The 21,854-nt window shown below is 44.6% G+C and carries 15 protein-coding genes; 5 read left to right on the top strand and 10 right to left on the bottom strand.

Translation table 11 applies throughout. From position 1 onward, the window contains the following. Positions 1 to 12: 12 nt before the first annotated feature. From GTK07_RS08365 to GTK07_RS08355, 3 genes are all read right to left on the bottom strand, one after another. Positions 13 to 1,605, bottom strand: a complete 1,593-nt coding sequence (locus GTK07_RS08365) for a nickel-dependent hydrogenase large subunit (protein ID WP_163634830.1) — start codon at positions 1,603 to 1,605, stop codon at positions 13 to 15. Positions 1,606 to 1,627: 22 nt separating this feature from the next. Beyond that, entirely contained in the window at positions 1,628 to 2,590 is a 963-nt protein-coding gene (locus tag GTK07_RS08360; protein ID WP_163634829.1) for an NADH-quinone oxidoreductase subunit B family protein, read from the bottom strand. A gap of 447 nt (positions 2,591 to 3,037) precedes the next feature. After that, positions 3,038 to 4,252, bottom strand: coding sequence for a site-specific integrase (locus tag GTK07_RS08355; RefSeq protein ID WP_163634828.1), 1,215 nt, complete (start codon positions 4,250 to 4,252; stop codon positions 3,038 to 3,040). Between the two features lie 385 nt (positions 4,253 to 4,637). On the opposite strand from GTK07_RS08355, the gene GTK07_RS08350 reads away from it, so the two are divergent. Then, positions 4,638 to 5,216: a hypothetical protein gene (locus GTK07_RS08350; RefSeq protein ID WP_163634455.1), complete on the top strand. Its 579-nt coding sequence runs from the start codon at positions 4,638 to 4,640 to the stop codon at positions 5,214 to 5,216. A 107-nt stretch (positions 5,217 to 5,323) separates the two neighbouring features. Here the strand turns inward: GTK07_RS08350 and GTK07_RS08345 are convergent, their stop codons facing one another. Both GTK07_RS08345 and GTK07_RS08340 read right to left on the bottom strand, forming a co-directional pair. Continuing rightward, on the bottom strand, positions 5,324 to 5,680 hold the full coding sequence (locus tag GTK07_RS08345; RefSeq protein WP_163634827.1) for a hypothetical protein: 357 nt from the start codon (positions 5,678 to 5,680) through the stop codon (positions 5,324 to 5,326). A 77-nt stretch (positions 5,681 to 5,757) separates the two neighbouring features. Next, entirely contained in the window at positions 5,758 to 7,059 is a 1,302-nt protein-coding gene (locus tag GTK07_RS08340) for a ComEC/Rec2 family competence protein (protein ID WP_163634826.1), read from the bottom strand. Positions 7,060 to 7,272: 213 nt separating this feature from the next. Between GTK07_RS08340 and GTK07_RS08335 the strand changes: the two genes are divergently transcribed. After that, positions 7,273 to 8,022 (top strand): collagen-like protein, encoded by a 750-nt coding sequence (locus GTK07_RS08335; protein ID WP_163634825.1) that lies wholly within the window; start codon positions 7,273 to 7,275, stop codon positions 8,020 to 8,022. A gap of 25 nt (positions 8,023 to 8,047) precedes the next feature. Next, the gene (locus tag GTK07_RS08330) at positions 8,048 to 8,719 is read left to right on the top strand and encodes a hypothetical protein (RefSeq protein WP_163634453.1); all 672 of its coding nucleotides are present in this window, start codon (positions 8,048 to 8,050) and stop codon (positions 8,717 to 8,719) included. A 53-nt stretch (positions 8,720 to 8,772) separates the two neighbouring features. Here the strand turns inward: GTK07_RS08330 and GTK07_RS08325 are convergent, their stop codons facing one another. Together GTK07_RS08325 and GTK07_RS08320 are read right to left on the bottom strand one after the other, a co-directional pair. Continuing rightward, positions 8,773 to 9,483 carry a gluconate 2-dehydrogenase subunit 3 family protein gene (locus GTK07_RS08325; protein ID WP_163634824.1) on the bottom strand — a complete coding sequence of 237 codons (711 nt, stop codon included), beginning with the start codon at positions 9,481 to 9,483 and terminating at the stop codon, positions 8,773 to 8,775. Positions 9,484 to 9,486: 3 nt separating this feature from the next. Next, on the bottom strand, positions 9,487 to 11,211 hold the full coding sequence (locus GTK07_RS08320) for a GMC family oxidoreductase (protein WP_163634823.1): 1,725 nt from the start codon (positions 11,209 to 11,211) through the stop codon (positions 9,487 to 9,489). A 267-nt stretch (positions 11,212 to 11,478) separates the two neighbouring features. Between GTK07_RS08320 and GTK07_RS08315 the strand changes: the two genes are divergently transcribed. Then, positions 11,479 to 13,854 (top strand): S9 family peptidase, encoded by a 2,376-nt coding sequence (locus tag GTK07_RS08315; RefSeq protein ID WP_163634822.1) that lies wholly within the window; start codon positions 11,479 to 11,481, stop codon positions 13,852 to 13,854. A gap of 78 nt (positions 13,855 to 13,932) precedes the next feature. Continuing rightward, entirely contained in the window at positions 13,933 to 15,177 is a 1,245-nt protein-coding gene (locus GTK07_RS08310) for an NRAMP family divalent metal transporter (protein WP_163634821.1), read from the top strand. A 1-nt stretch (position 15,178) separates the two neighbouring features. Here the strand turns inward: GTK07_RS08310 and GTK07_RS08305 are convergent, their stop codons facing one another. From GTK07_RS08305 to GTK07_RS08295, 3 genes are all read right to left on the bottom strand, one after another. Next, a complete protein-coding gene (locus GTK07_RS08305) occupies positions 15,179 to 17,128 on the bottom strand; it encodes an OmpA family protein (protein WP_163634820.1) in 1,950 nt (649 codons plus the stop codon). Position 17,129: 1 nt separating this feature from the next. Next, a complete protein-coding gene (locus tag GTK07_RS08300; RefSeq protein WP_163634819.1) occupies positions 17,130 to 18,122 on the bottom strand; it encodes a PorP/SprF family type IX secretion system membrane protein in 993 nt (330 codons plus the stop codon). Positions 18,123 to 18,125: 3 nt separating this feature from the next. Next, positions 18,126 to 21,854, bottom strand: a 3,729-nt coding sequence (locus GTK07_RS08295) for a T9SS type B sorting domain-containing protein (RefSeq protein ID WP_163634818.1), incomplete at its 5' end; no start/stop codon positions are given.

Genomic DNA, 21,854 nt, shown 5'->3' with positions numbered 1-21,854 from the left:
ATATGTCAGAAATTATAGTTTGAACCTTGACAGCTCCACTCCGCTCTGCGCATCATGTGCGTGTACCGTACATACCAAACACGAATCGAACGAGCGAGCCACTATACCCACCTCAACAGGGTCGAGCGGATCTTCAATGGTCGTGCCCAGCAATGCGGTCTCTATAGGGCCCGGATTATCATTGCCATCCTGTGGGCCGACATTCCAAGTGGTTGGTGCCATTACCTGATAGTTTTTGATGACCCCGTTCTTTATTTCTATCCAGTGGGCCAATGCTCCACGGGCCGCTTCCGTGGCACCAAAACCTTTGCCATCCTTTTCAACGGGTTTTGTATAAAACTCCCCATCAAGATCGATCTCCGACAGCCATTGTTCAATGAACTTATAGATTCTCGGGGCTTCATGAACCCTGGCCAAGACCCTTGTAAATACGCTTGGACCGAGTTTTTTAATGATATCACCAAACAAGGGGTCTCTAATTTGATGTTCCTTGTTATTCGGATTGGCGTTCATGACCACCCTTGCCAAAGGACCGGCCTCTGCCGCATGCCCGTCATAACGAGGTGCTTTTGCCCAACTATACTGGCCATCGAAATTTGTATGCTCTAAAGTGCTCGATTGGGCCGGTGTAGGAAGCGGTTCATCCCACGGGTGCAGCCCATCCGCTTGATTGTTGAACCATGAATGCTTCACATGCTCACTTACCTTCAAGTGATCGAACTCATGGTAATTTTCTCCATCGAAGAATCCGCTAGACGAAATCAAAGCGGCATTTCTGCCCTCGATCGTAGGATTGTTGTACATATCTTTGTGCAGGTACGTTCCCGTTGCCAAAAACTTACCTACTCCCTGACCGAATTTATCCAATCCGAACTCCAGACCAGCTCGTATAAATAATCCTAAATCACTATTTCGTTGGGATTCATTCTCATCTACCCAGGCCAACATATCGTCCCACGTCTTGATTTCCATATAACGCTCGATGGAGCAGCCCAACCAGACCGGTTCGAGCCAATCGTTCTTGAACTGCGCCAAAATGGCATGTGCCCGGGTGATATCCTTTAAGGTAGGGGCGCACATAACGCCACCGGGCACCATGTAGCTCGAATGGGGCCACTGCCCACCGAACAATGCATAGATCTGAACAGGAAGAGCACTCGCCGTCAATCCTGTTTGGAAGGTTTCGCCCACATAGGCTGCCCAACGTTTTACCACCTCCTTGTAAAGCGGTTTATCGGCAAACTTTTTATTGGCCAAATCGGTAGCAAAAATGGCATAGTACCATCTTGGAATACTTTGCAATGTTTCGGAAGCCTGGCCAATGGCACGTAATAACAGGGCATTGGGGGTCAACTTGGTTCCCCATGCAGTATCAAGGGCGGAAGACGCACAATATAGGTGGGATCCTCCACAGATCCCACAGATCCTTGGCGTCACGATAAGACCCGATTGCGGGTCCTTGCCTTCCATTATCTTCTCAAACCCCCTGAACATGGCCGCTTGGGTATGTGCACGGGTCACCTTACCGTTATCGATATAGACCTTGACGTCCAAATCGCCTTCTACACGACCGACCGGGGATATATTTAATTCTTTAACTGACATTTGCTGTACTTTTTCGTTGCTATTATTTTGAACCTTCCTGGACCCTATGATTGGTTGGCATTATCTTTTGGAAACCGGCCTCCAGATAATAGGCCACCCTGTTTCTTCCCGTGGGCACTTCCATAGGGAAGCCTCCCACATATTTCATGGTCTTAAAAATACTTCCCTTTTTCAGGTCGTGATGTGGAAAACCAGGTTCCGTACAGCCCAGGCAAGGGTGATTGGCCCGCGTTTTGCTCGACTGTCTGTTCCATAATATATTATTGCAACTTGCCCGGGTCATCGGCCCCCTACAGCCTACTTCATAGAATAGGCATCCGTTGCCACGCTTACCGAAGCCACCGTCCACTTTTTGTGCAAAGTTTACGACGTTCGTACAGCCCGTTTGTACAAAATCGGTGAAGAATGTCTTGGGTCTATGATAATCATCAATTTTCACATCCCCGATTCTTCCCACGGAAATGGCAACGAGAATCTGGGTAATCCAATCCGGGTGCGCCGGACAACCAGGTATATTGATTACCGGCAAACCGCCTTTTGAAACGTAGTTGGCACCCAAAAAACCACCCTTTTTCTTTTTGTGGAATTGCAATCCTGTAGATTCACTAGGGTTTGGAGGGACCGCCGGAATACCGCCCCAGGTAGCACAATCACCGATGGCGACCACGTAACCTGCCACTTTAGATAATTCCTTCACCCATTCCATCATAGGACGGTCGGCAAAGAAATTCATAGAACCGGTGTTGTTCGGACCTTGGATAAGGGAACCTTCATACACAAGGATATCCATTTGAACTTTACCGGCAATAATGTCTTTTAGAAGATCCTGAACCTGGTCCCCTATCTGTAAGCCTGTTGTCGGGTGCCACAAAATGTTCAGACCAAAGTCTGTAATGAGTTCCACCACGGTCGGTTCCTCGGCGTTCAAAAAGGACATGGTGTTGCCACTGCATGCACCTCCTTGTAACCATAGTACATTTGCCATAAGTTGCTAGTTATTTATAATGAAAGTACTGAAATTACGAATATGACATTTATTTAGCAAAACAAATATCACATCCCATATTATTTGTACTGATTCTAAATAATTTGATAAAATTAATTTTCGATCAAAAATTCATCTGGTCTAAAACAAGAATAAACAGCTATAGTGACATCAACTTGGAATCTATTTTCTCAAAACAACTTCTCAAAATTTCAATAGAGCCAAAAAAAAAAAAAAAAAAAAGAATTGATTGGAAAAACCGGAAATGGTTATGAACTGTTGATGCGAGAATGGGCAATTAGGCCGGAGAAAGCCCAGGCCGTAACAATGATCCACCAAACAGGATAGTAAGTGCTATGCCCGCAGGCTTGGGAGTTTGTGAAGTCTGACAAATCTTTTGGATTTGGCAAATGAAAAGGAAAATTTAGAAAAATATTTTAACAAAAGTTAAAAATTAATCACTTTATCAAGGGCATCATCTGTATCTTGATGCATGAAGTTCGCTTGATAGTTTATTGTAGTGGTAATGGAGGTATGGCGATACAATTTTTGCAACATCTGAAGCGGAATGGCATCCCCTGCTATATTACCAAAACTATGGCGTGCAATATGCATGGTCAGTTTTTTATCAATTTTCGCTTTATCCGCAACTCTTGAAAGGTATTTATTAAATTTTTTGGTAGCCGTTTTTGTTTTAGCCAATACGTCCCGAGCATTTTTCAAATTTGCCTTTTTCATTTCGGGAAAAATAAAATCATCCTCGCTTTTTTTATCTTCCTTGTAGTTCCCAATTATTGGGATAACCTTTTCGGGAAGTTTCAAGGATAAAAGCTTTGCATTCTTATTCATGCGATAATGTAAGCGACCATCATAGATATCGGACCACCTAATATTGATTACATCGCCAACTCGCATCCCCGCCAAATAGAAACTGAAAAGCCAAACGTTACGCACATGGGCTTCCTGTGCCGTAAGGGCATCTAGTGCCTCAATAGCCTGTATCTCATCTTTGTTCAAACCGACTTTTTCAGTTTCAGGAAACTTAATTCGGATTTTATCCTTACCGAAGGGATAATGTTTGCGCTCAATAACACCTTGTTTAATCGACCGATTATAAAGCGTTCGTATCACGATCAAGGTGTTAATCACGCTACGAGGAGAAAGCTTTTTTTCGCCTTTCAAATAGCTTATAAAGCGTCTAAGAAACGCTTCATCGATTTCTCTGAAAGTCAGATAATTATTTTGAGCAAAGCGCAATAAATGATTAATACGCGCCTTATCGGTATTATATCGATTGATTTTTTTGTTTGCGTTGAGTTCTTCCAGATAAGCATCGGCCATTTGTTTGAAGGTAACCTTCGACAAAGGCGTAGTAATTTCTTTTTTTATGGATTGGGAAGAATAATCATTTTTTTCGGAGGTCAAAGCAAGAAGGGTTTTATTTGCTTCGGCTAGTTTGACTAACAGCAGATTATTTAATCGTACCGCATTAGGATGTGATTTGCGTACGGTTCTATTAGTTTCATCCCAATATTTAAGGTCTATGTATTGACCAGTATAGAGATAGGTAGAGCGTCTATCCTTGGTAATACGAAGGACAAGCGGATACTCACCCTGTTTGTTCGGTTTTTTGCGAAGGGTTACCTTTATACTTGATGCCATTGCCGTGAGATTTGACTCAAAGGTACAACATAGGTACAACATATTACTGTTTTATTCATAATTTTATAATTTGAAAAATTTATAATTAATACATAATCAATTGATTATAAAGCCATATAACACCATATCAATTCAAAAAGAGCAGAACTTAAAATCCTGTGGCCTTTTTGGCCGTGCGGGTTCAAGTCCCGCCTCGAGTACAGAAATCCCTTTTAACCTATTGGTTATTAGGGATTTTTTGTTATTGTTACCTTGTATTTCCCTTGTAATCTTCCCTTTTATCATATTGTAAAAAATTTTCAAGTAAAGGATTATAAAACAGTTCATTAAGCACTGATTCTTTAAGAAAAATCTTATCTTTTCTTTGATTTTAACCCCGTCATTAATGAAGTGTTTTATTATCTTTTTTTATTTAATACCAATTATTGGCTTTTCACAAATTCAAAACATTGATAAATTATCCAAGGATAAGGTTCTTGTCGAAGAAAATATTAAATTCTGGAATGATTCATTAAAACGAATTCAGAAAGCCCTGGACATTGAAATCGAAAAGGTTACAATTTCCAACAATCAAATTCTGTTTACCAAGCGTGGTGCAGTACTACGGATAGGATCTGGAGCCTTAAGTGAGATAATAGTAGAATTGCCAGTTAATACCAAAATCTATTTAATATCAAAAGAAGAAGCCTATCTTAAGGTAAATTCAGAATATGGTGAAGGTTACGTTTTTCAGTATTATACTAACTATTCTAAGTCAAAAGCAGCCCAAAATTCGATTTCTCCAAGTACAAATAGTCTAACAAAAGAAAAAAGCTCGAATCCACCAACATCAAGCTACAAAAGTTCAACAAGAACTAAAAGTTATTCAACTTCTAGAAGATACATTAGAGGGCCCAGAGGAGGTTGTTATTACATTAACAGTAACGGTAATAAAACCTATGTTGATAGAAGCCTTTGTAATTAATGATAAATCAAATTAAGGTAAAACTTGAATAGTTGCCTTATATGTGATAAACCCCTACGTTTTTATATCGGAACTTTCCAAAACTTCAATTATTATGCTCTCTAATTTTAGAGAAACAAATCCTCCACCTTTAAAAAAAAGGTTATGTCACTGATGGCGTCTTCCATTTTTCCTTTCAAAACAGGGTCTTCCGTATGTTGATTAGCCTTAAAAATGGGGATGACCTTTTCCAAGTCCAGTTTTCCATACAATCGGGCCAAATGACCAAAGCAAATAAACGCACAACCTTTGAGCAGGTTGTCAGGTGAGTTGGAAAATTCCAGCGATTTCTCCATGGCCAGATCATAGTCTTCCCCATAGAGTACTAGCCCAAGCAGACCCGTTATTTTCTCTTCAAGAGGGGTCGTCTCCCCCAGCGACAGCTTTTCAGGCGAAGGGTTATGTGGTATTTCTTCGTATTCCATTAGTAAATGTTACTATACTGAATCCCCAAAATAGGCATAAATCTGTTCATCGACATAGTTTAAAACCTTAGTCACCCCTAATTCTCATATCGCATCTTATACGACTCCCATTGGTAGCCCATCTGCACGCGTCTATAAGCGTAAATGTATTCGCCATCGGTGCGCACGTTGATGATGCCCGGCAATATCTTTTTAAACCTACGCCTCGCCACCGTATTGGAAGCCGATAGGGAAAAATCCAAATCGCCCAAAGTGGTGGGCTCAATAATGTTGGAAGCCGCCACATGCTCCGCATCCTCATCATCTACGAACAAAGCGGACAAAGCGGTGGAAAACAACAAAGGTTCCTCCCCGCGGACCGCCCTTCCGATCGCTCCCAAAAATTTGGCCCTGGGGTGACCATGATCGGGCACTTCGCCAGAAGATACCACCGTGACCATCGGATTCACGGCTTTGAACAGGTCGGGGTCAAACTCATGGCTGCCGTGATGGGGCGCTTTGAACACATGCGCATTCACGTTGAGGGCACCATCGGGTTGGGACAATAGGAGTCCGCTCCCCTCAATGTTCAGGTCGCCGGAGAAAAAAGTGCGTACATGGTTATAGGACATCCGGAACACCAAAGAATGCCCGTTGATGGTATGCGACTTGCCCCCGAACCATTCAAAAGCTCCATTAGGTTTAAGGATCGGCCCCAAAATCTCCACACGAATGTCGGGGTCGCCAATATTGAGGATCCCCGTCGATTTGTCCAGCCGATGGTAGTTGATACCTCTGACCTTGATGGCATCGACCCATTTTTTAAAGGTTCCTTTTAAATCAAACCCATTTAGGTCGGTGAGGGTGCTATGTTTGGTCACCAGTTCGCCGTTCACTTCATTGCCCAATTCTGTATTGAAACCAGAATCGAACAACCCGATACCGTTGTGATAAATGTTGTTCACCGTAATCTGTGGATGCTCGATGAGGGGAATGAGGCCTTCCACATGGTCGGCATCGGCATGGCTCAGGAACATATGGTCTATGGTCACGGTATTGCCGGGGATGTCCAAGCGGTACTTCCAAATGATGAACCCCAAGGCCCGATCGCGAAGGCCTCCGTCCACCAAGATCTTGGTATCGTTGGGCGTCACCACAAAGGCGGCATCGCCTTGGCCCACGTCCAAAAAATACATTTCGAGGCTTCTTTTGTTCACCAAGGACGGATTTTTGATTTCTCCGTCCCTACCCCTATAGTTGATTCGGGTATAACCTGCGGTTGGGGCGTTGCCTTGGAGTGGTTCCACCTCGTCCCCATAAATAAGCACGTAGCTTTTACGTTCACCTTGGTCCTGAAAATAAAAGCGTTGGGTCTTGTTCCCCAAGAATTGTATCGCCATACGAAGTTGAATTTTAATAGTGGGGGAACCATTGTTTTAAAAATAAGGAATTTTCCTATACCCTACCTAGTTTACGCATTATCAAATGGTAAATGAAATTGGGGAAGCCTGTCAATTGCCAAGAAGCTTTTATCAAATGGTTGACCACATCCATCAATTATAACCTTGCCCGTTCACAGCCCCCACTACCTTAGACTTCCAAACTTTAAAATCATGAGACTGAACAGACTACTCGGCCTGTCTATCCTTTGCATAGGATTGACCCTTACCTCTTGCTCCATTGAAGATGGCAAGGATGGCATTGACGGAATCGATGGATTGGATGGTAAGGACGGGGCCAACGGACAGGATGGGGCTCCTGGAGAAGACGGCGCACCTGGGGAGAACGGCGTAGCCGGACAAGATGGGGAGGATGGGGTTGGAATCAATTCGTTAGCTGAATATGGCTGGGTTTCCCTAGAACTTAGCGGTACAAGGCCTGATGAAAATGCCTTTGTGGAATCCTCGGTTTTTTTGTTTACCCCAAATGATCCTGAAGATTGGGAAGATTACAATATTGTTGAGATTACACCAATTGGAAGTGATACAGAGTATTTTTTTAATTTCCGAAGATATTTGAGTACTCCGAATACAGACGTTAATAACAACTTTGTCGATTGGGAAGTATCCATTCTCAATTTGGGGGAACAATCAGAAAGTATTCAATCTATTGTAGTTTTTATAAAACATGGCATATTAGATACTGACAATAAATACTTTATGATTAATGATGAATATCAATCGGGTGACACTGGAGTCTCCGAAATGGTAATCACAGATCTCACATTCAATCCAGAAGATCGCTACCACCTTTTTTTCAATTACTCATTTACTGTAGAAGGAGCCAACAATGACTCAGGTCATTTTTTAAATGTTTCAGGTACAGTAGACATAAACCTTTTTGAGCTAATTACAGCACCATAAAAACCTATATAACAACAACTTGATTATGAAAGCAATGAAACTTTTTGGCATGGTGGCCCTTATAGTGGGGATGACCTTAATTTCCTGCTCCGGTGATGACGGGAAAGATGGTATGGACGGTATAGATGGCGTCAACGGGACCAACGGACAAGATGGTACCGATGGAACGAACGGGATTGGTTTTGATGAACTTACCCGATATGGATCTGTTACGTTAGAATTGAACGGAAACAGACCTGATGGAATTACCATTGATTATTCCACCATTTTTAAGTTCACGCAAACCAATGGCGAGACCTATTCCAGCAATATTTTACATCAGGACAAGGATGTCTTTTTACAGTTCACACGCTTTTATAGTTCCCCCGATGATTATTATAATGGCAACTTCATCCATTTTTATATCCAAATCTCAAATTTTGGGGAAACTACCCAAGCCATCAATTATTCCGAAGTCCAGATCCAAGGTCATCCAGTAATCGGCACGGATAATAAATACTTCATTTTGGACGACCTTTATGAGTCTAACACCAATGGAACTTCAGAAATTGAATATACCGATTTCAATTTTGACCCGGATGACAACCACCTTACCTTCAATTATTCCTTTTTTGTCGATGCTTCGGCAAATGACTCCACGCATCCACTTCATGTAAAAGGCAGTGGTGATGTATATCTTTTAGAGGAAATACAATAAAATAAAAGGGCCGATACAAAGTATCGGCCCTTTTATTTTATAATCAACATCACTTAGGTGATCAAATTCCCATCTTCGTCCCATTCGGCTTTGATACCTCGCTTGCTCTGGTCCACACACTTGGCCAACCATTCTTCCTCATAGGCAACACCATGTTGGGCCAAAACATCCTCGGGCACACCGTCCCAAACGTTGGGCATGTTCCCTTTATACCCGATCTCTTCGATCCCGATCTTGGTGGTATAAAAACCGGTCATGGTCAAATTTCTGACCAATGAGAAGAAGTTCACTTCAAAAGGTCTCTCATCTCCTGGAACCTCAGGGTCATAAAAGGCGATGGGGTCCAAAATGCTCTTTTGTTGTTCCACGGTACAGTCCTTGAACTCTTTGGCGAATTCCGTATTGCACTTGTGGTCCAACCACATCAACCCGCCACGCAGATCGGGCTGGTAACGTGGATTGTCCTTGGCCATGAACTCGATGAACCCGACCACATCGGCATCACTGGCCGCCTTGAACTGTTCGCTCCCCGGTAAAATAAGGTCGCACAAAATAGTAAGGGTGGCCACTTCATGTGGGTTCAGGAATTCTTCTGCCTGCAATTCGGCAATCAGTTCCTCTTCCAAGGGAACCCTGCCCGGATAGGTCATTTTCGGGGATTCCACCAATTCCTCGGTCTCGGCACCGGGCTTGCACCCATGCAATGCCAATCCACCGGCAACAGAACCTAATACGATCGATTTTAAACTCTTTCTCCTATCCATCACTTATATATTTTGTTGTTTCAACTGGTCAACGATATATTCAGAAGCCCGCATGGAAAGGGCCAAAATGGTCCAAGTACAGTTCTTGTCCGCCTGGGATACAAAGGGCCCGGCATCCACGATGAACACATTGTCCACATCGTGTAACTGTTGGTACTTGTTGGTCACTGAAGTTTTGGGGTCGTCACCCATTCGGGTGGTTCCCACTTCGTGAATGATTTTCCCTGGGTTGTGAAGGCCATAGTTGGTCTCCTTGCCTGGTTTCTGGCCCAATGGCTCTCCGCCCATATTGATCAGGATCTCTTCAAAAGTATCCTGCATGTGCTTGGCCTGGTTGATCTCATACTGCGACCACTTATAATTGAAACGCAATACTGGGATACCAAATTCATCCACGGTGGTAGGATCGATCTCGCAATAGTTTTCCTTCCGTGCGATGGATTCTCCACGACCGGCCATACCGACCACGGCACCATAATACTTTTTGGCATCGCTACGCAGTACATCGCCATAGCCCCCGACCTTGGTCCCGAAGAACTTGTTGAACTCGTTCACATTGAACCCGAAGCCGTAGCTGGGCATACCCATACCGCCCCACACTTCAATGTGGTAGCCCCGTGGGAAATCCAGCTTGGAGTTGTCTCCCCACCATGGGGAATACACGTGCATTCCACCTACTCCATCCTCGTTGTAGGATACCTTTCGGTTCATCAGATCGGGGATGAAACCGGCACGGTCGGCACCAGTGGAATCGTGAAGGTACTTCCCTACCACATCACTGCTGTTGCCCAATCCGTTGGGGTGCTGCTTGCTTTTGGAGTTCAAAAGGATCCTGGCAGAGCTACAAGCGGAGGCCCCCAGTACCACGACTTTCCCCTTCAATTTGTATTCCTTTCTATCTTCCTTGTTGATATAGGAAACACCAGTAGCCTTTCCTTCGGCATCGGTGGTTACCTCGCGCACCATACAGTTCACAAAAAGGTCCACCTGGCCACCGTTTTTCTGGGCGGGGAATATCAAACAGGTCCCTGCGGAGAAATCGGCATACACTTGACAGGCTCGGTTACATTGTCCACAATAAAAACACACCCCTCGGTAATCGTTGAGCTTTTTGGTAAGCATGGATAACCTTGCCGGATATACGGGAATGTTGCTCTTTCTTGCTCCTTTGATATAGAACAGCTCGTGCAACCTAGGTTTTGGAGGGGGCAAAAAGAATCCATCCGGATCGTTCGGCAATCCTTCATTGGTACCGAAAACCCCGATCAGTTTGTCCACCTTATCGTAATATGGCTTAATGTCATCATAACTGATGGGCCAATTGTCCCCATGACCATCGATATCCTTATGTTTGAAATCCTTTGGGCCAAATCGCAGGGAAATCCTTCCCCAGTGGTTGGTCCTTCCCCCCAACATACGGGAACGGAACCAATCAAACTGTGTCCCGTCCTTTTGGGTATAGGGTTCTCCCTCAATGTCCCAACCCCCATAAGCGGCGTCGAAGTCGCCAAAGGGCCTAAAACGGGTACTGGCACCCCTTCTTGGACTTTCGTAAGGCCATTTCAATTGGGTCTGGTGTTCTGGAAGGGCGGGGTCAAAAAAGGGCCCGGCCTCTACTACGGCGACCTTCAGGCCCGCCTCGGACAGCACCTTGGTGGCCATCCCGCCCCCTGCCCCCGATCCCACGATGATGGCATCGTAAACAGTGGAATTTTCAATAATCTGCATTGGCTAATCTGGTTTTATTTGTAAGTAGTTATTTGACAACAAGTTAAAATTTTCCATTCAAAGGATTCAAAAATCAACCCTTCCCAAAACAAGGTAAAAAATAACCTTGTAGGTTTTAAAGATACTTTTAAAATGGACAAAAAAAGAAACCTACCCGCAATTTTTCATTTAACAAAATTTGAACAAACACGATGCAAGCACAAGTCGGCAAAATACCCGATATTTGAAAACATAGGAAACAAACCAACTTTAAACCTTTATTCCGAAATGGGAAAACATCTTACTCTAACCGCTCTTTTATTATTGACATTCAATGGTTTATTGGCCCAAAAAGGCAATAATTCCACCCTGAAGATCAAGGACATTATGAAAGGGGATGACTTTGTTGGCCACCTGCCTTCCAACCACCATTGGTCCAGCAATGGCAGTACTCTTTATTTTGACTGGAACCCTGATGGTGCCTTGAGTGATTCGCTCTACGCCTATTCCATCGAAAAAAAAGAAATCAAGAAGGTGGACTTTTTAGCTGCCAATGCGCTGCCATCTTCAAGACTTACCTATAACCAACAAAAGACCAAGGCCATTTATGCCAAGAATGGCGACATCTTCTTATTGGATATGGCTTCTTACAAGTCTACACCCATTACCAAAACACAGGAGAGGGAAAACAATCCACATTTTACCAATAATGGAAAAGGGATTGCCTATACCAAGGACGATGAACTTTATGTTTGGGACATGGCCTCTGGAACTACGGAGCAAATGACCCATTTTGTAAAATCAAAGGATAAGGAGGCCAAACGGGATTCCAAGGATGAATTTCTATACCAAGACCAATTGGACCTTTTTGATGTACTGAGCGAACGTAAGGCAAAAAAGGATGCTGGGGAAGCAATAAGCAAAAAACTGGAGACCTTGGAACCCTTGACACTGGAAACAGGCGGCAAATCCGTAATGGGATTGGAAATATCCCCATCAGGCCAATACATTACCTATCTTTTGGTTGACAGACCCAAAACCAAAGGAACCATTGTACCGCATTACGTTACCGAATCAGGATACACCGAAGACCAAAATACCCGTTCAAAAGTTGGGGACGAACCTACCAAATATGAAATGTTCGTGTACAATTTGGCCAAACGGGAAAGTTATCCCGTGGTCCTTGATAATTTGGAAGGACTTGATTATGTACCGGAATACACCAAGGATTATCCAGACAAACCCTATAAAAATGAGGATAGGATAGGTTTCATCAACGGACCAACATGGAACCCAGAAGGCACCAAGGCTATTTTGGACATTCAAGCCAATGATTACAAAGACCGTTGGATCGTTCTTCTCGATCCCCAAACAGGCAAAGTAGAGCAATTGGACCGCCAACACGATCAGGCTTGGATCGCAGGGCCCGGCATTAGCGGATGGGGAGGTGGTTCCCTAGGCTGGATGCCCAATGGCAAAGAGTTTTGGTTCATGTCAGAAAAAACGGGATATGCCCATTTGTATGCCATGGATATCAATTCTAAAAAGGCAAAGGCATTGACCTCTGGCGAGTTTGAAATCTACGATCCATTCATATCCAAGGATGAGTCCAGATGGTATTTTGGTTCCAACAAGACCCATCCCGGTGATCGACAATTTTACACCATGCCCTTAAAAGGAGGGAAATGGGAACAATTGACCAATATGATCGGTGGCAATGATGTGATACTTTCCCCTGATGAAACCCAAATGGCCATTTTGTATTCATACTCCAATAAGCCTACGGAATTATATCTTCAGGAAAACCCTGTGCATGCCAAAAAACAGACTGAAGTGGTGCAACTGACCCATTCGACCACCAAGGATTTTAAAGCCTATGATTGGAAGGACCCGGAAATCATAACATTCCAAGCCGAGGACGGTGCCAACGTATATGCAAGGCTCTATCAACCTGAATCTTCAGTGAAAAATAAGGCTGCCGTCATATTTGTACACGGGGCCGGTTATTTGCAGAATGCCCACAAGTGGTGGAGTTCCTATTTTAGGGAATATATGTTCCACAACCTATTGGTGGACAATGGATACACCGTTTTGGATATCGACTATCGGGGAAGTGCAGGCTACGGTCGGGATTGGCGTACCGGAATCTACCGACACATGGGTGGAAAAGACCTTTCCGACCAAGTGGATGGCGCCAAAATGTTAGTGGACAAATATGGTATTGATACAGATAAAATTGGCATCTATGGAGGTTCCTACGGCGGATTCATCACTTTGATGGGCATGTTCAATGCACCCGACACCTTTAGCGCCGGCGGGGCAATACGATCTGTTGGGGACTGGGCCGCATACAACCATGGCTACACGGCCCGAATCCTGAACACTCCTGCTACGGATAGTTTGGCCTATCGAAGGAGCTCTCCTATCTATTTTGCGGATGGTTTGAAAGGAAAACTGTTGATCCTTCACGGTATGGTGGACGACAATGTGCATTTTCAGGATATGGTCAGGCTTTCCCAGCGCTTGATCGAACTGGGCAAGGAAAATTGGGAAATGGCCGTTTATCCCGTGGAGCGACATGGCTTTGTGGAGCCCAGCAGTTGGACGGACGAATACACCCGTATTTTCAACCTTTTCGAGGAAGCGTTGCTGGATAAAAAATAATTGGGAAGACAAGTTGCCCCATCTGGAATTTGAACAAAAAAACATATCTTCCCGCTTGAAAATTAACTAACAAGCTGGATGAAAGCATTGTTGAAAGCACTCGGCCCTGGCCTTCTATTCGCCAGCATGGCTATTGGCACCTCGCATTTGGTGCTGTCCACCAAGGCAGGGGCCCAATACGGTTGGATCATGGTCGTCCCGATCCTTTTGGCCAATCTGTTCAAATATCCCTTTTTTGAGTTCGGAATCCGATATACCACCGTGACCGAAAAAAGCTTGATCCAGGGCTACCTGAATTTAGGCAAGACCTATTTGTGGATCTATGCCTTTGTTACCCTGATCAGCACCTTTACCATTTTGGCGGCGTTGTATGTGGTCACCGCCGGATTGTTCATGAACCTGTTTCATATAACTAGTTTGGGCGCTGGCACCATTTCGTTAGGGTTGTTCATTTTTATCAGCTTTTTATTGATTGTTGGGAAATACCGCTTTTTGGAAGAATCGCTGAAAGCCGTTATTGCTATTCTCTTTGTTGCTCTTTTGATCACTACCATCATGGTTTTGCAAAAAGGTGCCGTTCCCGGTTCCGAAACCTACCAACGTCCTGAAATATTCAACGAGGCCGGTATTTTGTTCCTTATCGGTTTGGTGGGATGGATGCCCACCGCTGTGGAAGCTTCCGGTTGGGTGAGCATGTGGGGCATGGAGAATTTAAAGACGATGAAAAGCAAACCTACATTGAAGATTGCCATCCAGGAATTCAACGTTGGTTACATTTTAACGGCTCTGCTAGCGATATTTTTCATGATTATCGGTTGGATAACCCTATATGGCACAGGAACGCAATTGAGCGGTAATGCGGTGGTCTTTGCGGACCAGTTAGTGAGCCTGTTCACCACCCATATAGGCAATTGGGCCTATTTTTTCATTGCCGTGGCAGCATTTGCCACCATGTTCAGTACGTGCATGACCGCCCATGATGCAATTTCTAGGGTAAGTGTGGATATCCTTCAAAAAATCTATCCCGAACAATCCCTGTTTCAAAACAAAAATGCCTTTGCCGTAATGGTCATTTTAATGACCTTGATCAACTGGATGGTCATTACCCTATTTAGTGCCAACATGGGAAATCTTGTTGCGCTGGCCACCTTTGTATCCTTTGTTTTGGCCCCTTTGTTGGGTTGGATGAACCTAAAAACAGTAATGGGTAACGATATACCTGTGGAGCACAGACCCAAATTAGGACTCCGAATCCTCACTTATACAGGCATGGTGTTCCTATCTCTATTTGCACTTTACTATTGCTGGAAAATTTTGGTTTAAACTAGTCGAAGAGAACATTGTCATTGAGGATCACGATCAAGGACCGTTGGTTCTGTTTGTGCAAGGTTTCTATACAGAATACCCCGTTGGTACAATTGTTCAATATTTTATCCTCCCCATACCCAATGGTATACAAAATACTCGTAGCAGGCACCCCTTTGCTCACCAAATACTTTTTGATGGTATCTGAACGCTCTTGGGTAAGTTTAAAATTAGTACTGCTGCCTCCCCTACTATCCGTATAGGTCTCTATTCTTAACTGGGCATCTGGGAAAGCGTTCATGAAAGTCACCACTTTGTCCAATTGTACATCAATTTCAGGGGTAAGCTGGGTAGAACTGTTGGCAAAATAGAACTTATCCATTTTCACTACCATTTGACCCTCCTTTTCCTCTACCAAATCATCATAAAGCGCAAGTTCAACATTGTAGCCGTCACTATTTTGCAATTCTTCCAACTCTTCTTCGGAAAACTGTTTTTTGAAGGTCGAATAACGGTCTGCCGTACTTTCAAGTACCACAGAATCGGTCCATGGGATTTCCAAACGATAATTGCCATTCTCATCGGAGTAGGTTTCTCGCAATATTCCACCTGTATTGTCTATTAAGCGAACCACCGCTTTGTCTATTGATTCCCCTCTACCATAGGGTTTTATCACTCTACCTTTAAAGGTTATGGTCTTTAGACCTGGTTTTTCATTTACTTTAAAACCATAAAGGTCATCCTTACCCTTTCCTCCTGGTCGGTTGGAAGCAAAATAACCCAACAAACCTTCCCCTTCATTACGGATCACAAAGCCAAAATCATCATACTCGGTATTGATTCCATTTCCCAGATTGATGGGTATCCCAAAACCGTCCTTTTCAATATTGGCCTTATAAATGTCCATTCCTCCAAGCCCATAAAAGACATCCGAAGCAAAATAGAAACTATCCTCAAATATATAAGGGGCGATCTCGTTACCTGGGGAGTTGATCCTTGGTCCCAAATTGATGGGTGCCGACATTATCTGGCCATTGGTAGTATATACGAAATAGATATCGGTACCCCCGTAACCATCCTCAAAATCTGCTGCAAAGTACAGTTTGCCACTGGCATCGTCAAAAAAAGGATAGTAGAACGAAGTGCTCAAATCTTTCAATAACAATTGGAAGGCCCCACCAATCCTTTGCATACCAATGGACAAGGCATTCTTTCCATTGTCATCAAATGTCATTTCCCCGTTTTGGGTGTTGGAAAGTACGTAAAATACACTGTTCAACTTATTGGAATAAAAGGGTGTGGACTTATGAAAACCGGTATTGGCCACCTGTCCAAAAGGTTGAATTACAGCAATCTGCCCATTAGTTTGCAAAGTGGACTCATACAAATTGAAATACCCCTCATTGCCTGGATCGTACTTCAACTTTTTGTTCTGTTGTCTACCGCTGGAAAAAAGAAGTTTGTCCTTATAAAAAGCCGGGGCAAAATCGGTTTGGGGACTGTTCCCATCCAAATTGAACAATTCATAGTCCGATCCCGAATTGGCCGAAGCATTTTGCAACAATTGGTTGTTGAAGTCCATGTTCTCCATCAATTCCTTCGGAAAATCGGTGGACATGGTAGCCAAAAAGGCTGTCTTTCGCTCCTTATCGGTTGTTTTGGAAAAGCTCTGGAGCATTTTATTGTAGTGATGCCCATCCATGAGCGTGTCCTTTTTATAAAGCTCTAGATATGCCTCGGAGGCCTTTTCAAAATTATTGGTCTGGAAATAGGAATCTGCCAGGTTCAGGAATTGTTGGGGCGTTAATGTACCATTGGCCAGCTGCACCTCGTAGGCACTTACAGCCTTTTGGTATTCATACTGAAAAAAGAAAAGATCCCCCTTGGACTTTTTGGTTTGCGCAACACAAAACACCATGCCCAAAAAGAACATGAAAATTACCGACCCTATTTTTTTTATTGGAACCATGTTAGAAAAATCTTGGGGAATCAATCTGTTTGCCTTTATTCTTGGTGTTCTTGTTGTTGCCTTTTGTCTTGTTACCGGAGCCAAATCCACCCCTGCCAATATAGAATTTTAAAATGGCTTCATGGGAGCCACCGCTGTACTCACCCAATCCGTTAATGGCATAATCATAAGAATAGCCAATGAACATGCCATTTGATATCTGGAAACCTGCCAATCCGCTAACGGCATTGTCAAACCGGTACGAGGCCCCAATGGTCAAAGCATCAATAAACTGGAAATTGGCGGAAAGGTTTACCGTTACCGGGGCACCTTGCAAATAGTTAACCAAAAAAGCAGGCTTAAACTTGGTACGATCCCCCAATTGAAACACATAGCCCCCAATAGCGTTGAACTGCATATTATCCTCTACAATGGTAGACACTTCGTCATTGTACAGGGCATTGGTCAAGAAGTTCGGAACCGACAACCCAAGATACCAATCTTCTTCATGGTATAGGAACAATCCAGCCCCAACGGTTGGATAAAAATTGTTGTACTTTTCGCCCAAGAGTGAGGGGTCCGAGGGGTCTTCAAAAAAACCCTTGGAATAATCAATGCTCAAGGAGGAGCCACCAGCGTTCAATCCAAAGGATAGTTTGGTATCATTGGAAAGTTGTATTTGGTACGAATAAGCCACATCAAAATAGGTTTGTGTGGAAGGTCCCAATTGATCACTTATGATATTTACCCCTAACCCCATTTTTTCATTTTTGAAGGGAATATTGGCCCCAGCCCTAATGGTTGTAGGAGCACCTTCGATATCTACCCACTGCGCTCGGTACAGTCCAATAATTTCTGGGCTTTCCACCGTACCCACATAGGCAGGATTAAAACTCCCGATGTTGTACATATATTGGGTATACTGCGGTTCTTTTTGGGCATGGAGCAACCCGATACCCATTAACAGCATCAAAAGTGCGATCTTATATATCGATAAACCGAATTTCTTTGGCATTTCTTAATCTCTAATGATTTGTATCCACCCTTTCACCACATCCGTTCCATCTCCCTTGCGATCCAGTATATAGAAGTAGGTTCCTTTGGGCAATTCCCCATTTTTACCTGTTCCGTCCCATGAACTGTCATACCCATCCATCTGGAAGACACTGTTTCCATAGCGATCGAACACTTCAAAGGTATTGTTGGTGTATTCGTTATTTGGGTCGATGAACTTCAACGTGTCATTGATTCCATCCCCATTGGGCGAAAATATATTGCAAATGGTCCCGGGATCCTTGCATTGGCTCTCATTTACCGTCACCGAAGCCGAAGCCGTATCATTGGAGGCCACCCCATCATTCGGGAAAGTGGAGGCAATGGTTGCCGTATTCTGTAATTGACCCGCAGTAACGACGGTCACCGTAATCCGCAACGTAACCACCTCTTCCGCCGTAAGCTCATCAATGGACCATTCCCCGGTTTCGGGATCATAAGTTCCTTTGGAAGCATTGTGCGAAATATAGTTGAATCCGGATGCCAGCAAATCGTTCACTACAATGTCCAATACCCTATCCATGGTCAAGTTCTCCACCGTAATGGTAAAGTTGACCTCGGCGTTCAGCAATACTTCCTCCCTATCCACTTCCTTGGTAATAGCCAAATCAATATCATCAGGGTTACAGTCCGGTGTCAAGAAAGGGTCACAGGCATCCAATGGGTCGGTAGCATTTTCTGGAACCGCGGAGGTATCCGGGTCATCGATGACCAAAACTTCCTCCCCATCGGTCAACCCATCACCATCCGTATCGGGATTGTTCGGATTGGTACCCAAGGCGGCTTCCTCCCCATCCGTTAGTCCGTCCCCATCGGTATCCACAATACAATCGCTCACCGATATGGTCACTTGTACCGATGCATTGGTACAAGGCGCTACAGCTCCCGTTGTCGTATATTCAAAAACATAGTCCCCATCAGGTAAACCGGCAAAATCAACCGTATTGTCCGAACCGATCAGCAAAGCACCGCTGGATGGGTCGGTGATCAAGGACCAAGTTCCCGCATCGGCCTCGGTTAGGGTATCATCCAAATCGATAATGTTTGGTCCTCCGTTGCCTTGTACGCTACAAGCGGTTATATCCGTTGGAGTTCCCGCGGATTGGGTATCGTTCACTACCGCAATCACTTCCACCCTTTCGGATTCACAGCCATTGGCAGATGCCGAAACGTAATAAGAGGTGGTTGTATCTAAATCATTAATGACCAGAGTATTCCCTGTTTGCAAAATGGTGCCACCGGTCGGGGCATCATACCAGCGATAGGTGATGGTGCTTTCGTCTTCCACTGTTGCCGATGCGGTAAGGGTAACTGTACCTTGTCCACAGATGGGCTCCCCTGCATCTGTAATGTTGATCACAGGAGTAAAATTTCGTTCCAAGGTCAGGTCCATGGTTGGACTGGCACAATTATTCGTCTCATCGTAAAAGAAGCCGTAATAGGTACCTGGACCCTCCACAAAACTGCCAATATGGGCATCGACCACCAAGGGATCAGCGTCCACACTCCAAGTAAGCACAGTTCCGTTAGGCGTTGCATTGGTCACATAATCATTTAAATCCACGGCAATGATATCACAGAACTCCAAAGTGGCACTTTGGCCCGGAGCTTCACTACCCGCATTACAGGGAATGGAGCAATCGTTTACCGTAACCGTTACGTTGACACTCTGATTCACACAAGGTGGTGCCGCATTGGTGGTTGTATAGGTAAACACATAACTTCCTGTGGGCTGACCGTTAAAATTCACGATGTTCCCGGCATTGATGACAGCAGATGATCCAGCGGGGGTGGTCAAAATCGACCAATTGCCTGCATCGGCCCCAGTCAAACGATCATCCAAATCGATGAGGTAAATGCCATCCGTGGAACTGTTACACGCCCCTCCATTGGAAGGAGTTCCCGCATTAGGCTCCTCATTTACCGTTAAAACAATCTCCAAAGTAGGACTGGCACAATCGTTTGATGCATCATAGTAAAATCCATAGTAAGTGCCTGCCGCAGTGACCACACTGGAATTAGAAGGCAAATAATCCCCCGAAACACTTGTATCGGCATTGGTAGTCCATCGCAATACCGCCCCGCTCGGTGGGGTACTGCTTATATAATCATTTAGATTCTGTGTAAAATCACCTAAATTTCCCACACAGAATTCGGTAGGTGTACCGCTTTGGACCGGAGTTCCTGAGCCAGCAAAACACGTTTCCTTGGTAACGTTGTCCGTAGCTGGCGTTCCACTACCATTGGTGTTGGAAAGGGTAACGGAAAGGGTCACCGTTCCATTGTTCAATCCACTTAAATCTATTCCTGTAACCTGTTGGTTGGCCGATGATATTGTTCCAGAACCCGTTACATTGGTTCCTCCCCCATCACTACTGAATGTATATTGATAACCGGCATTCACTTCGGCGCCTGAGAAAGTAAAGCCTACCGTATTTTCATTGGTTTGGTCTATGGGGTCTTGATTGATGCTAACCGAATAACCTGAAGGAATTGTAGTAAGTTTTATAGCTGTATCCGTTGTTGGAGCTCCTTCGGTGCCTAAAATATTTGATATTGTTACCGTAAGTGTCACAAGACCATCAGGCAAGCCACTTAAATTAATATTGGAAACTGTTCTGTTTTGGGTTAAAACTGCTCCACTTCCAGAAACAGATGCCACATTTCCATCACCATCACTGGTAAAAGTATAATCAAAGGAAGTTAGGAAAGTTGGCGCATTGGAAAACGTGAAACTTACATTGTTCTGATTGGCTGAATTAATCGGATCATTATTAATAATAACAGTATATCCGGCCGGTTGAATATCGTCTTCACTTACTATAGTCACTGTATCATTATTCGGAGTACCAACAGTATACCCTGTACCCGCAGCCAAAGTCACCACCACGGTTTCATCCAATTCAGTAAGTGAGTCGTCAATTGGGGTTACCAATATGGAAGCATTTGTTTGGCCATCGGAAATAGCAACACTGCCCGAAAGGGTATTATAATCACTACCAGGTGTGGCATCTCCCCCCACAGTATAATCTATTACAATATCGGAACCCGTATTGTTTACGGCACTCAAATTCACAGTAAAAGAACCTGGAGTTGTACCAAGTTCGGTAGCTGTATCATCAGAAGCCGTAATAGTTGCAATAGGGGTGTCGTCATTGTTTATCGTATAGGTCGTTGTGGTCTGGGACCCAAGGGACGCATCCCCCGTGGGGGTGCCCAGGGACAGGTCGATGGTCTCGTCGGACTCGACGTCCGTGTCGCCCGTAATGGTCAGGGCCAGCGCAACCGCCGTGCCATCATATACGCCCGCAGGGATGTTCACCAACTCGGGGCTCGTGAAGGAATAGTCCACACCCGAGGTCGCCGTGCCCGTGCCAAGGTCCGTCACCGTCACCGTGGTCGCGTTGACCACCGTGCCCGTGACAAGCAGTACAGGAAGGTTGCCCCCGCTGTTTTCAGCATCCGAGCCCGTGGCCTGGGAGAACTCGACCGTTACACTGTCGTCATTGTTTATCGTATAGGTCGTTGTGGTCTGGGACCCAAGGGACGCATCCCCCGTCGGGGTGCCCAGGGACAGGTCGATGGTCTCGTCGGACTCGACGTCCGTGTCGCCCGTAATGGTCAGGGCCAGCGCAACCGCCGTGCCCGCCGTGCCGTCATATACGCCCGCAGGGATGTTCACCAACTCGGGGCT

Origin of the sequence: Flagellimonas sediminis (assembly GCF_010500845.1) — a bacterium.
GTDB lineage: Bacteria > Bacteroidota > Bacteroidia > Flavobacteriales > Flavobacteriaceae > Flagellimonas > Flagellimonas sediminis.
The sequence above is the reverse complement of the archived record's forward strand: the minus strand, read 5'-3'. Positions and strand labels throughout refer to the sequence as shown.